The organism is Streptomyces sp. NPDC028289, from assembly GCF_055565975.1.
Genome location: NZ_JBVHTI010000003.1, coordinates 779317 through 791545, shown reverse-complemented (window position 1 = coordinate 791545; position 12229 = coordinate 779317). Strand labels below are relative to the sequence as shown.

At 70.1% G+C, this 12229-nt stretch carries 12 protein-coding genes and 1 pseudogene; 7 read left to right on the top strand and 6 right to left on the bottom strand.

Annotation, left to right across the window (positions count from 1 at the left end; genetic code table 11):
* Positions 1 to 147 precede the first annotated feature (147 nt).
* Positions 148 to 488 (top strand): annotated as a pseudogene (locus ACZ4UV_RS17795) (Uma2 family endonuclease); the annotation flags it as partial.
* A 109-nt stretch (positions 489 to 597) separates the two neighbouring features.
* Here the strand turns inward: ACZ4UV_RS17795 and ychF are convergent.
* The gene (gene ychF / locus ACZ4UV_RS17790; protein ID WP_351489986.1) at positions 598 to 1686 is read right to left on the bottom strand and encodes a redox-regulated ATPase YchF; all 1089 of its coding nucleotides are present in this window, start codon (positions 1684 to 1686) and stop codon (positions 598 to 600) included.
* Positions 1687 to 2084: 398 nt separating this feature from the next.
* Here ychF and ACZ4UV_RS17785 point away from each other — a divergent pair, with 398 nt between their 5' ends.
* Positions 2085 to 2438 carry a DUF6542 domain-containing protein gene (locus tag ACZ4UV_RS17785; protein WP_467838825.1) on the top strand — a complete coding sequence of 118 codons (354 nt, stop codon included), beginning with the start codon at positions 2085 to 2087 and terminating at the stop codon, positions 2436 to 2438.
* 77 nt (positions 2439 to 2515) lie between these two features.
* Here ACZ4UV_RS17785 and ppgK read toward each other — a convergent pair whose 3' ends face one another.
* Positions 2516 to 3265 carry a polyphosphate--glucose phosphotransferase gene (gene ppgK, locus ACZ4UV_RS17780; RefSeq protein WP_390046559.1) on the bottom strand — a complete coding sequence of 250 codons (750 nt, stop codon included), beginning with the start codon at positions 3263 to 3265 and terminating at the stop codon, positions 2516 to 2518.
* Positions 3266 to 3341: 76 nt separating this feature from the next.
* Complete coding sequence (locus tag ACZ4UV_RS17775; protein ID WP_351489994.1) at positions 3342 to 4355, bottom strand: 4-hydroxy-3-methylbut-2-enyl diphosphate reductase; 1014 nt, start codon at positions 4353 to 4355, stop codon at positions 3342 to 3344.
* Between the two features lie 343 nt (positions 4356 to 4698).
* Between ACZ4UV_RS17775 and xseA the strand changes: the two genes are divergently transcribed.
* From xseA to ACZ4UV_RS17760, 3 genes are all read left to right on the top strand, one after another.
* The gene (gene xseA, locus ACZ4UV_RS17770) at positions 4699 to 5907 is read left to right on the top strand and encodes an exodeoxyribonuclease VII large subunit (protein ID WP_451022807.1); all 1209 of its coding nucleotides are present in this window, start codon (positions 4699 to 4701) and stop codon (positions 5905 to 5907) included.
* A 48-nt stretch (positions 5908 to 5955) separates the two neighbouring features.
* Positions 5956 to 6189: an exodeoxyribonuclease VII small subunit gene (locus ACZ4UV_RS17765; RefSeq protein ID WP_451022806.1), complete on the top strand. Its 234-nt coding sequence runs from the start codon at positions 5956 to 5958 to the stop codon at positions 6187 to 6189.
* Positions 6190 to 6332: 143 nt separating this feature from the next.
* A complete protein-coding gene (locus ACZ4UV_RS17760) occupies positions 6333 to 6926 on the top strand; it encodes a malonic semialdehyde reductase (RefSeq protein WP_451022805.1) in 594 nt (197 codons plus the stop codon).
* A gap of 75 nt (positions 6927 to 7001) precedes the next feature.
* Here the strand turns inward: ACZ4UV_RS17760 and ACZ4UV_RS17755 are convergent, their stop codons facing one another.
* On the bottom strand, positions 7002 to 7526 hold the full coding sequence (locus ACZ4UV_RS17755) for a DUF4245 domain-containing protein (RefSeq protein ID WP_451022804.1): 525 nt from the start codon (positions 7524 to 7526) through the stop codon (positions 7002 to 7004).
* A 126-nt stretch (positions 7527 to 7652) separates the two neighbouring features.
* On the opposite strand from ACZ4UV_RS17755, the gene glpX reads away from it, so the two are divergent.
* Positions 7653 to 8690 (top strand): class II fructose-bisphosphatase, encoded by a 1038-nt coding sequence (gene glpX, locus ACZ4UV_RS17750; protein WP_451022803.1) that lies wholly within the window; start codon positions 7653 to 7655, stop codon positions 8688 to 8690.
* Positions 8691 to 8863: 173 nt separating this feature from the next.
* Here the strand turns inward: glpX and ACZ4UV_RS17745 are convergent, their stop codons facing one another.
* On the bottom strand, positions 8864 to 9247 hold the full coding sequence (locus ACZ4UV_RS17745) for a WhiB family transcriptional regulator (RefSeq protein WP_350781383.1): 384 nt from the start codon (positions 9245 to 9247) through the stop codon (positions 8864 to 8866).
* A gap of 153 nt (positions 9248 to 9400) precedes the next feature.
* On the bottom strand, positions 9401 to 10102 hold the full coding sequence (locus ACZ4UV_RS17740) for a DUF1707 SHOCT-like domain-containing protein (protein ID WP_467838816.1): 702 nt from the start codon (positions 10100 to 10102) through the stop codon (positions 9401 to 9403).
* A 181-nt stretch (positions 10103 to 10283) separates the two neighbouring features.
* Between ACZ4UV_RS17740 and ACZ4UV_RS17735 the strand changes: the two genes are divergently transcribed.
* Positions 10284 to 11954: a fumarate hydratase gene (locus ACZ4UV_RS17735; RefSeq protein ID WP_467838813.1), complete on the top strand. Its 1671-nt coding sequence runs from the start codon at positions 10284 to 10286 to the stop codon at positions 11952 to 11954.
* Positions 11955 to 12229: the final 275 nt, after the last annotated feature.

The following is a 12229-nucleotide window of genomic DNA, read 5'->3' as shown; positions in this document are numbered from 1 at the left end:
TGCCGGTCGGCGCGAGCCCGGTCGCGGTCCTTCCGGGCGTCGGTGTCCAACCGGCGGCGTTCCCGCAACAGTTGGCTGGGCAGGTCCAGCACACGGGCGGGGATCTTCCGGCCGGGACCGAAGTGGCCGTCACCTACGACCCTCGGCCGAAACCGGCCCGAGCCGGACCTGCTGCTGACGACGGCCGACTACGACGGAGACCGTACCTGGTTCGCGCCGGACGAGGTGCGGCTCGTCATCGAGGTCGTCTCACCCGAGTCCGCGCACCGGGTCCGCACGGTCAAGCTGCGCAAGTACGCTGAGGCCGGCATCCCGCACTACTGGTGCATCGAGGACGAAGACGGGCCCCCGTCCTGCACGTCTACGAACTCGACGAACCGACTGGCGTCTACGCACCCGCAGGCATCTTCCGGGGCACTCTGAAGCGCCCGGTGCCTTTCGAGATCAGCCTGGATCTCGACAAGCTCACCCCGCCGCGCGGCAACTAGAAGTCAGCACCGAATCAGCTCGGGAACACCGAAGGGGCCGGGCCCCCAGAGCCCGGCCCCTTCTGGTCTGCCCACTTGGCGATGTACCTAGCGTGCAGTAACGAACCGATCACACATTGAAGCGGAACTCCACCACGTCCCCGTCCTGCATGACGTAGTCCTTGCCCTCCATGCGGGCCTTGCCCTTGGCGCGGGCCTCGGCCACCGAGCCGGTTTCGACCAGGTCGGCGAAGGAGATGACCTCGGCCTTGATGAAGCCCTTCTGGAAGTCGGTGTGGATCACGCCGGCCGCCTCGGGGGCCGTGGCGCCCTTCTTGATGGTCCAGGCACGGGATTCCTTGGGGCCGGCCGTGAGGTAGGTCTGGAGGCCGAGGGTGTCGAAGCCGACGCGGGCGAGGGTGGCCAGGCCGGGTTCCTCGGCGCCCACCGACTCCAGGAGCTCCAGGGCGTCCTCCTCGTCGAGCTCGGCGAGGTCCTGCTCCAGCTTGGCGTTGAGGAAGATCGCCTCGGCGGGGGCGACCAGGGCGCGCTGCTCGGTCTTGAAGTCCTCGTCGAGCAGTTCGTCCTCGTCGACGTTGAAGACGTAGAGGAACGGCTTGGTGGTGAGGAGGTGCAGGTCGTGCAGGAGCTCGGCGCGCTCCGAGCCCTGGACGATGCCGTGGGCGAAGAGCGTGTCGCCCTTCTCCAGGATCTCCTTGGCCTCCTCCACCGCCTTGACCTTGGGAGCCACGTCCTTCTTGATGCGCGACTCCTTCTGGAGACGCGGCAGGACCTTCTCGATGGTCTGGAGGTCGGCGAGGATCAGCTCGGTGTTGATCGTCTCGATGTCGTCCTTCGGCGAGACCTTGCCGTCGACGTGCACGACGTTCTCGTCCTTGAAGGCCCGGATGACCTGGCAGATCGCGTCGGACTCACGGATGTTCGCGAGGAACTTGTTGCCCAGGCCCTCGCCCTCGGAGGCACCGCGCACGATGCCCGCGATGTCGACGAAGTCGACCGTGGCCGGAAGGATGCGCTCGGACTTGAAGATCGACGCCAGCTTGGCCAGGCGGGCGTCGGGCACGCCGACGACACCCACGTTGGGCTCGATCGTGGCGAACGGGTAGTTGGCCGCGAGCACGTCGTTCTTGGTCAGGGCGTTGAACAGGGTCGACTTGCCGACATTCGGCAGGCCGACGATTCCGATCGTGAGCGACACGTTGCGACTTCCCGTAGTGAGTGGGTGAGTGAGCCGGGGGGCTGCCAGTGCCGGCGGGCCGGCCGATCCACCAGTTTACGGGGTTCGGGGCACCCTGCCGGCGGCCGCGTCGAACACCTGGCCACGGGCCGCTCTTCGGCTTGGTTTCGGCGTGTCTGGGCTGCGACTGGGCACATAAACCGACCTAGGTTGGTCCGGTGGAGCATCACAGGACCCGACCCCGACAGCCCGGACCGCGTCGAGGCGGCCCCCGTCCGCCGCTGCCTCCGCAGGGGAGACCGCGGCCGGGGACGGCCGGGCGCAGGCCCGCTCCCGGAAGGCCGCGTCCGGCACCGGTGGCGGGGCCCCCGCGGCTGCCGAATCCACGGCTCACGGGGCTCGGCTGCGGCCTCTTCTGCATGGCCGCGATGATCCTGCTCGGCTTCCTGGACGACCTGCTCTTCGGGGCGTCCCTGACCGTGTACGGCGTACTGTCCCTGCCGGCGTCCGCACTGACCGCGCTCTGGGTGCGCGGGGGCGATCTGCTGACCGCCCCCGTCGTCATCCCGATCGCCTTCGCCGTCGGTCTGCCGACCGTCGCCGACGACGGTGGCGGCGGTTTCCTGGGCAGCGCGATGGGCCTGGTGACGGCCCTGTCCACGCAGGCCGGCTGGCTCTACGGCGGGACGCTGATCGCCGGGGCGATCGCCCTCGTCCGCCGGATCCGGATGATCCGGACGAACCGAACCGTCCGGCGCCGCAACCGAGCCTGACCCCGGCCAACGGGCCCGGCCCCGGCCGGCGGGCCGGGGTCACGGGGTGCCGGGGTCACAGGGCGCCGGGGAGCCCCCTACTTGGCGTGGTGCGCCGCGCGCATCGCCGCGCCCACGATCCCCGCGTTGTTCTGCAGCTGGGCCGGGACGATCTCGGCCTTGACGCCCTCGATGTACGGCAGGAACTTGTCGGCCTTGCGGCTCACCCCGCCGCCGATGATGAACAGGCTCGGGGAGAAGAGCATCTCGACGTGCGCCAGGTACTTGTTGACCCGGCGGGCCCAGTGCTCCCAGCTCAGGTCGCCGTCTTCCTTGGCCTTGCTGGAGGCCTTCTTCTCGGCGTCGTGCCCGTCCAGCTCCAGGTGGCCCAGCTCGGTGTTGGGGACCAGCTCGCCGTCGGTGAACAGGGCGCTGCCGATGCCGGTGCCGAAGGTGAGCAGCATGACGACACCCTTGCGGTCCCGGCCGGCGCCGAACTCCATCTCGGCCACGCCCGCCGCGTCCGCGTCGTTGACCACCGTCACCGGGAGTCCGCCGAGCCGCTCGCTGAAGAGCGTGCGCGCGTCGGTGTCGATCCAGCTCTTGTCGACGTTCGCCGCCGTACGGATGTGGGTGCCGTCGGTGATCACCCCGGGGAAGGTGAGCCCGACCGGGCCGCTCCACCCGAAGTGGTCGACGACCTGCTTGACCCCGTCGGCGACGCCGTCCGGGGTCGCCGGGTGCGGGGTGAGTACCTTGCACCGCTCCTGGGCCAGGTCGCCCTTGTCCAGGTCCACGGGAGCGCCCTTGATCCCGGAACCACCGATGTCCACGCCGAAGATCTGCATGGCTATACGTTACGTCGTACGACTGACGGTCACGACGTCGGACGAGCCCGTGGTCACACAGCTGTACGGAGGCCGCTCAGGCGCCGGCGCCGGTGCCGCCGCGCTCGGCGACCAGGGTGGCCGCCTCTTCGCGCAGGTCACGGCGGAGTTCCTTGGGGAGCGAGAAGGTGATGGACTCCTCGGCCGCCTTGACGATCTCGACGTCGCCGTAGCCGCGCTCGGCGAGCCACTCCAGGACCTGCTCGACCAGCACCTCGGGTACGGAGGCGCCGGACGTGACGCCGACGGTGGTCACGCCCTCCAGCCACGCCTCGTCGATCTCGGCGGCGAAGTCGACCAGGTACGCGTCGCGGGAGCCGGCCAGCTTGGCGACCTCGACCAGCCTCTTGGAGTTGGAGGAGTTGCGGGAGCCGACCACGATGACCAGCTCGGCCTCGGCGCCCATCTGCTTCACGGCGAGCTGACGGTTCTGCGTGGCATAGCAGATGTCGTCGCTCGGCGGCGAGATGAGCTGCGGGAACTTCTCCTTGAGTGCGTCGACGGTCTCCATCGTCTCGTCGACGGAGAGGGTGGTCTGGGAGAGCCAGACGACCTTGGACTCGTCGCGGACCTCGACCTTCGCCACGTCCGCCGGGCCGTCGACCAGCTGGATGTGGTCGGGGGCCTCGCCGGAGGTGCCGATGACCTCCTCGTGGCCCTCGTGGCCGATCAGGAGGATGTCGTAGTCCTCGTTGGCGAAGCGGACGGCTTCCTTGTGGACCTTGGTGACCAGCGGGCAGGTGGCGTCGATGGTGGCGAGGCGGCCGCGCTCGGCCTCCTCGTGGACGACGGGGGCGACGCCGTGCGCGGAGAACATCACGATGTTCCCCGGCGGGACCTCCTCGGTCCGCTCGACGAAGATCGCGCCCTTCTTCTCCAGGGTCTGCACGACGTACTTGTTGTGCACGATCTCGTGTCGGACATAGATCGGGGCCCCGTACTGCTCCAGGGCCTTCTCGACGGCGATCACGGCGCGGTCCACACCCGCGCAGTAGCCACGGGGGGCGGCGAGCAGGACACGGCGGCCAGGCGAAGCAGTCATGGCACCCATCGTAAGGCCGCGTTGGGTTCGCCCCCGCCGCCCTTACCCGTCCCGTCCCTCCAGGGGGTGGGCCCCCTTCGACCGCCCGTTTCGGGGGCTGCCGCCCCCGGGCCCCCGCTTCGGCCTGAACGGCCTCGTCCTCAAACGCCGGACGGGCTGGAGGGGGGTGCGGACCGGCTCTCGTCCTCAGCCGGACGGGCTGGAGGAGGCGCGGACCGGCTCTCCTCCTCGAACGGCGGACGGACTGGAGGAGGCGCGGACCGGCTCTCCTCCTCGGACGGCGGACGGGCTGAGAGGTGGTGGCGACCGGTCTTCGTCCAGGGCTGTCAGTGTGCGCCGTTACGCTCGGCGCATGGCTTTGAACACGTCCGCTGAAGCTCCTGTGCCCGTCGGTGAGGTCTCCCGGCTGATCGGGGGGTGGATCGACCGGCTCGGGGCCGTCTGGGTCGAGGGGCAGATCACGCAGCTGTCGCGGCGGCCGGGGGCCGGGGTCGTGTTTCTGACGTTGCGGGATCCGTCGTACGACATCTCGATCGGCGTGACCTGTTTCCGGCAGGTGTTCGACGCCGTGGCCGACGTGGTCGGTGAGGGGGCCCGGGTCGTCGTGCACGCGAAGCCCGAGTGGTACGCGCCGCGGGGGCAGCTGTCCCTGCGGGCCGTCGAGATAAAGCCGGTCGGGGTCGGGGAGTTGTTGGCGCGGCTGGAGATGCTGAAGAAGGGGCTGGCGGCGGAGGGGCTGTTCGCGGCGGAGCGGAAGAAGCCGTTGCCGTTCCTTCCGCAGTTGATCGGGCTGGTGTGCGGGCGGGCCTCGGCCGCCGAGCGGGACGTGCTGGAGAACGCCCGGCACCGGTGGCCCGCGGTGCGGTTCGAGGTGCGGAACGTGCCGGTGCAGGGCGTGCACGCCGTGCCGCAGGTCGTGCAGGCCGTGAAGGAGCTCGACGCGATGGAGGAGGTGGATGTGATCATCGTCGCGCGTGGGGGCGGCAGCGTGGAGGACCTGCTGCCGTTCTCCGACGAGCAGCTGGTGCGGGCGGTCGCCGGGTGCCGTACGCCGGTCGTCTCCGCCATCGGGCACGAGCCCGACAACCCGCTGCTCGACTACGTCGCCGACCTGCGTGCCTCCACCCCCACCGACGCCGCCAAGAAGGTCGTCCCGGACGTGGGGGAAGAGGTGGAGCGGGTGCGGATGCTGCGGGACCGGGGACGGCGGTGTGTCGACGCGCTGGTGGCGCGGGAGGAGCGGGGGCTGGCGCACGCGCTCGCGCGGCCGGCCATGGAGGATCCGCACCGGATGGTCGACGAACGGGCCGATCACGTCGCCTCGCTGGTGGACCGTTCGCGGCGCTGCCTCGGGCATCTGCTCGACCGCGCCGACTCGGAGCTGACGCACACGCACGCGCGCGTGGTGGCACTCTCCCCGGCCGCCACGCTGCAGCGGGGGTACGCCGTGCTGCAGAAGGGCGATGGTCACGTGGTGCGGGCCCCCGGGGAGATCGAGCCGGGTGAGGCGTTGCGGGCGCGGGTCGCCGAGGGTGAGTTCACGGTGCGGGTGGACGGCTAGTCCACGTCGTACGGGCATGTCGTACGGACGTATGAGAGAGGTATGTGCATGAGCAGCAAGACGGAGGAGACGCTCTCCTACGAGCAGGCGCGGGACGAGCTGATCGAGACCGTGCGGCGGCTGGAGGCCGGCGGGACGAGCCTTGAGGAGTCCCTGGCGCTCTGGGAGCGGGGTGAGGAGCTGGCCCAGGTGTGCCGGCGGTGGCTGGAGGGGGCCCGGGCCCGGCTGGACGCGGCGCTGGCCGAGGAAGAGGAGGGGGAAGGGGCCGAAGAGGAGGGCTGAGCGGGGGCCCTTCGTGTGATGCGGATCACCGCGGCCCGGTTTTTGTTGAACCTTGAACCTTCCCTCGCGTATGGTCGTGCCGTCAGGCTATCCGGACCATGGTCCGGATTTGAACTCGATGCGACCCCCCAGGAAGTTCAACCATGTCTCTCGTTCTCGACCCCGCCGCTCAGGACCTGCTGTTCCGTGAGGCCCGCACCGCCAACACCTTCACCGACGAGCCGGTGACCGACGAGCAGGTCCAGGCGATCTACGACCTGGTCAAGTACGGCCCGACCTCCATGAACCAGTCGCCGCTGCGCGTCACGCTGGTCCGCTCCCCCGAGGCCCGCGAGCGCCTGGTGCGGCACATGTCCGAGGGCAACCAGAAGAAGACCGCGGCCGCCCCGCTGGTCGCGATCCTCTCGGCGGACAACGAGTTCCACGAGGAGCTGCCGCAGCTCTTCCCGCACTTCGAGGGCGCCAAGGCCATGTTCGAGGGCGCCGGCCGCGACGCCCGTGAGAAGAACGCCGCCCTGAACGCCGCCCTCCAGGCCGCTTACTTCATCATCGGCGTCCGTGCCGCCGGCCTCGCCGCCGGCCCCATGACGGGCGTCGACTTCGCGGGCATCCAGAAGGAGTTCCTGGACGACGACCACACCCCGTTCGTGGTCGTCAACATCGGCAAGCCGGGCCCGGACGCCTGGTTCCCGCGCTCCCCGCGTCTGGCGTACGACGACGTCGTCACGACCGTCTGAGCCACCCCGCAGACGTGACAGAGGCCCCCGGCAACGGCGCCGGGGGCCTCTCGCGTTCGTGTCGCGACGCCCGCGTCAGGACAGCTTCAGGGCTGCCGCCATCGTGGTCAGCTGGGCGAAGGAGGCGGTGCCGGCCACCACCGTGGTGGAGCCGGCGGTGCCGTCCAGCACCAGCGCGTCGTAGCGGCCGCCGGTGTAGTGCGTCCAGGTGCGGTCGCCGATCTTCTCGGTCGTCTTCGTGGCCGACGCGCCCTGGCTGGCGTCGTCGATGAAGTCCGCGCGCTTCTGAGTCGACTGCTCGATCTGGACGTACTGACCGTCGGGGGTCTGGTAGCCGAGATGCCAGCGGTCCCCGGCCTCGCCCTGGAAGCGGACCGAGGTCGCCTTCCAGGTGCTGGGCAGGCCCTCCGGCGCGGCCACCGGGTAGGTCGCCGCGCGCCGTGCCGTCAGCAGCTCGACCCGGTAGTCGACCCGCTGGATGTCGGGAGCGTGATCGTCATGCGGGACGAGCAGGTAGATGAAGCCCGCCGCGAGGCCGATCAGGGCCAGGGAGAGAATCATGTCCCGGACCGTCTTCTGCTTGCCGTTCGTGCCTGCCACGCCCCCTATCGTCGCAGGTGCCCGCTGCGCTCATCCGTGGGGTCCCCTGCTCATTTTGTCGGCCTGGCGATAGAGTCGACGAGAAACCCTCATCCGGCCGTCGTCGTATCAGAAAGGTGCGCTCCGATGACCGAGAATCATCATCATCTGCCGTCCGAACTCGATGTTCCCTCCGAGGCCCCCGACCGCAACCTCGCCCTGGAGCTCGTCCGGGTGACCGAGGCCGCGGCGATGGCCGCGGGACGCTGGGTCGGCCGCGGCGACAAGAACGGCGCCGACGGCGCCGCGGTGCGCGCGATGCGGACCCTCGTCTCCACCGTGTCGATGAACGGCGTGGTCGTCATCGGCGAGGGCGAGAAGGACGAGGCCCCGATGCTCTTCAACGGGGAGCGCATCGGTGACGGCACCGGGCCCGAGGTCGACATCGCCGTCGACCCGATCGACGGGACCACGCTGACCGCCAAGGGCATGCCCAACGCGATCGCCGTGCTCGCCGCGGCCGAGCGCGGGGCCATGTTCGACCCGTCCGCCGTGTTCTACATGGACAAGCTGGTCACGGGCCCGGAGGCGGCGGACTTCGTCGACATCGACGCGCCCGTCGCCGTCAACATCCGGCGGGTCGCCAAGGCGAAGCGGGCCACCCCGGAGGACGTGACCGTCGTCATCCTCGACCGGCCGCGGCACGAAGGGATCATCAAGGAGATCCGGGAGGCCGGCGCGCGCATCAAGCTGATCTCCGACGGTGACGTCGCCGGGTCGATCTACGCGCTGCGCGAGGGCACCGGCGTCGACATGCTGCTCGGGATCGGCGGCACGCCCGAGGGCATCATCTCGGCGTGCGCGGTGAAGTGCCTGGGCGGGACCATCCAGGGCAAGCTGTGGCCCAAGGACGACGAGGAGCGGCAGCGGGCGGTCGACGCCGGGCACGACCTGGACCGGGTGCTGACCACCGAGGACCTGGTGACCGGGGAGAACGTGTTCTTCGTCGCGACCGGGATCACCGACGGCGAGCTGCTGCGTGGTGTGCGGTACCGGTCGGAGACCGCGCTGACCGAGTCCATCGTGATGCGGTCGAAGTCGGGGACGGTGCGGCGGATCGACTCCGAGCACCGGCTGCGCAAGCTGCGGGCGTACAGCACGGTGGATTTCGACCGGCCGAAGTGACGCGGTCGGGACAGGGGACTGCGGTGCGCCGGCGACTGCGGGCGCGTCGTGGCTGGTCGCGCCCGCGCGGCGGTAGCCGCACATCAGACACAGCCCCGCGCCCCTGAAAGAAAGGGGCGCTGCCCCCTCGGCAAGTCGAAAGGCGCCCTCTGTGCGGAGAGGGCGCCTTTTTGTCAGCCCGCTTGCGCTATGCGGTTCGCTGCCGTCGCTCGTGCCGCCTTTTTCAGTTCCATGTCGCGGCGCCTGCGGCGGGCCAGGACCACGCGGCGTTCCGCTGCCGTGAGGCCGCCCCAGACGCCGTAGGGCTCGGGCTGGAGCAGCGCGTGTTCACGGCACTCGACCATCACCGGGCAGCGGGCGCAGACCCGCTTGGCCGCCTCCTCCCGGGACAGCCGGGCCGCGGTGGGCTCTTTGGAGGGTGCGAAGAACAGGCCTGCCTCGTCGCGCCGGCACACCGCCTCGGTGTGCCAGGGGGCGTCTTGGTCCCTGTCCCGCACTGGCACCCGCTGGGCCGGAACGGCAGCTACCTGCAGGGACGAATGCGGCGGTTGCAGCACGGGTCTACTCCTGACGACGGCTTCGCGAGCGAGAGACGATGCAGCAAGGCCTACCCGCTGTGCGCGGGCCTATGCACAGCGTTCTCAACAGCCGTACTACGGCGGCTTGTTCACGACCCCTGAGGCCGGTGGGCAGGGAGTGATTCGCGACCGTCAACGGTCCAGGTGTTTGCGCAACTTCCTGTCGACCTTGTCCTGAACCCGGTCCAGGATGTCCGCGATGAGCTTTCCGCGCTTCGGCCGCGCCTCCACGTTGCCGAGGACGGCCCAGCCGTCGACGTAGACGACCGGCGCGTCGGAGTCGACCGAATCCAGCGTGTCCGCCTCGAAGTTGCCGAGCACACCGCCGCCGGTGCCGCGCAGCGACACGTTCTCCGGGACGCGGATCTGGATGTCTCCGAAGACCGAGATCGCCTTGATGACGACCTGCTGGTACTCGAAGATCGCCTCGGTGAGGTCCAGCTCGATGGAGCCGAAGACCGCGTAGGCGTGCAGCCGGCGGCCGGCCCGCCAGCGGCCTCGGCGGCGGGCGCTGCTGAAGACGGCCACCACGTTGCCGTCCGCCTCGACGGGGATCGCGCCGGGCGTCGGGCGGGGCGGCACCGGCGTGTAGGCCGGTGCGGAGGGGCGGGCGTGGGCCGCCGGCAGGTCTCGTATGAAGACCTCCAGCTCGCCCACCGTCTTGGCGTTCAGCACCCCCTCCACACGCTCGGCGTGCTCGTCGGCGGTCAGGCGCCCCTCGGCGAGGGCCTCCCGCAGGATGTCGGCGATGCGGTCGCGGTCGGCGTCCGAGGCGCGCAGCTCGGCCACCGGCGCTCCGGCGCGCTCCTGAGGGGTCTGCTTCTGAAGGTCCACGGCAGCAGCCTACCGAAACGCGATAGATCGCGACTACCCCTCGTCGCGACCTGTGGAGAACCCGTACGGTTCCCGAACTGAGCCTTACCTCACAGGCTCCCCGTCAGTGGCAGGTTCTACGCTGGACAGCGCCCGCCAGCGTCGGCGGGCGGCCGTCCGTCAGAGTGAGGAATGGGCTGAGATGCCTGAGTTCGCGTATACCGATCTGCTCCCCCAGGGCGAGGACACCACCCCGTACCGGCTGGTGACCTCGGAGGGTGTGTCCACCGTCGAGGGACCGGACGGGCTGACGTTCCTCAAGGTGGAGCCGGAGGCGCTGCGCAAGCTCGCCGAGGAGGCGATCCACGACATCCAGCACTACCTGCGCCCGGCCCACCTCGCCCAGCTCCGCCGGATCATCGACGACCCCGAGGCGTCGAGCAACGACAAGTTCGTGGCGCTGGACCTGCTGAAGAACGCGAACATCGCGGCCGCCGGCGTGCTGCCGATGTGCCAGGACACCGGCACCGCGATCGTCATGGGCAAGCGCGGCCAGAACGTGCTGACCGAGGGCGGCGACGAGGCGGCGCTGAGCCGCGGCATCTACGACGCGTACCTGAACCTCAACCTGCGCTACTCGCAGATGGCTCCGCTCACCATGTGGGAGGAGAAGAACACGGGGTCGAACCTGCCGGCCCAGATCGAGCTCTACGCCACCGACGGCGGCGCCTACAAGTTCCTCTTCATGGCGAAGGGCGGCGGCTCGGCCAACAAGTCGTTCCTCTACCAGGAGACGAAGGCCGTCCTCAACGAGGCCTCCATGATGAAGTTCCTGGAGGAGAAGATCCGTTCGCTCGGCACCGCCGCGTGCCCGCCGTACCACCTGGCGATCGTGGTGGGCGGTACGAGCGCCGAGTACGCGCTGAAGACCGCCAAGTACGCCTCCGCGCACTACCTGGACGAGATCCCGGCCGAGGGCTCGGCGCTCGGGCACGGCTTCCGGGACAAGGACCTGGAGCAGAAGGTCTTCGAGCTGACCCAGAAGATCGGCATCGGCGCGCAGTTCGGCGGCAAGTACTTCTGCCACGACGTGCGCGTGGTCCGGCTGCCGCGGCACGGCGCGTCCTGCCCGGTCGCCATCGCCGTGTCCTGCTCCGCGGACCGCCAGGCCGTCGCGAAGATCACCGCCGAGGGCGTCTTCCTGGAGCAGCTGGAGACGGACCCGGCGCGGTTCCTGCCGGAGACCACCGACGAGCACCTGGACGAGTCCTCGGACGTCGTGAAGATCGACCTCAACCAGCCGATGGACACGATCCTCGCCGAGCTGACCAAGTACCCGGTCAAGACGCGGCTCTCGCTCACCGGGCCGCTGGTCGTGGCGCGCGACATCGCGCACGCCAAGATCAAGGAGCGGCTCGACGCGGGCGAGGAGATGCCGCAGTACCTGAAGGACCATCCGGTGTACTACGCGGGCCCCGCGAAGACCCCCGAGGGCTACGCCTCCGGATCCTTCGGGCCGACGACCGCCGGCCGCATGGACTCCTACGTCGAGCAGTTCCAGGCCGCGGGCGGCTCCAAGGTGATGCTCGCCAAGGGCAACCGCAGCAAGCAGGTCACCGACGCGTGCGAGGCGCACGGCGGCTTCTACCTCGGCTCCATCGGCGGGCCGGCCGCGCGGCTCGCCCAGGACTGCATCAAGAAGGTCGAGGTCGTCGAGTACGAGGAGCTCGGCATGGAGGCCGTCTGGAAGATCGAGGTCGAGGACTTCCCGGCGTTCGTCGTCGTGGACGACAAGGGCAACGACTTCTTCCAGGACCCCGCCCCGGCTCCGACGTTCACCTCGATCCCGGTGCGGGGGCCCGGGCTGGCGTAGTGCGTCCGGTTGCGGCGGGGGCGGATGTCGCCCCCGCCGCCCCTACCCGTCCCGTCCCTCCAGGGGGTGGGCCCCCTTCGCCCCCCGGTTGCGGCCGTCCGTTTCGGGGGCTGCCGCCCCCGGACCCCCGCTTCGGCCTGAACGGCCTCGTCCTCAAACGCCGGACGGGCTGGTGGAGGCGCGAACCGGCTCTCCTCCTCAGCCGGACGGGCTGGTGGAGGCGCGAACCGGCTCTCCTCCTCAGCCGGACGGGCTGGTGGAGGCGCGGACCGGCT

What these genes read in the sequence shown, in the direction of transcription:
- ACZ4UV_RS17765 (WP_451022806.1), top strand. Translation starts at nt 5,956, where the DNA reads ATGAGCAGCAAGACGGAGGAGACGCTCTCCTACGAGCAGGCGCGGGAC.
- ACZ4UV_RS17775 (WP_351489994.1), bottom strand. Translation starts at nt 4,355, where the DNA reads ATGGGTGCCATGACTGCTTCGCCTGGCCGCCGTGTCCTGCTCGCCGCC.
- xseA (WP_451022807.1), top strand. Translation starts at nt 4,699, where the DNA reads ATGGCTTTGAACACGTCCGCTGAAGCTCCTGTGCCCGTCGGTGAGGTC.
- ACZ4UV_RS17760 (WP_451022805.1), top strand. Translation starts at nt 6,333, where the DNA reads ATGTCTCTCGTTCTCGACCCCGCCGCTCAGGACCTGCTGTTCCGTGAG.
- glpX (WP_451022803.1), top strand. Translation starts at nt 7,653, where the DNA reads ATGACCGAGAATCATCATCATCTGCCGTCCGAACTCGATGTTCCCTCC.
- ACZ4UV_RS17735 (WP_467838813.1), top strand. Translation starts at nt 10,284, where the DNA reads ATGCCTGAGTTCGCGTATACCGATCTGCTCCCCCAGGGCGAGGACACC.
- ACZ4UV_RS17785 (WP_467838825.1), top strand. Translation starts at nt 2,085, where the DNA reads ATGGCCGCGATGATCCTGCTCGGCTTCCTGGACGACCTGCTCTTCGGG.
- ppgK (WP_390046559.1), bottom strand. Translation starts at nt 3,265, where the DNA reads ATGCAGATCTTCGGCGTGGACATCGGTGGTTCCGGGATCAAGGGCGCT.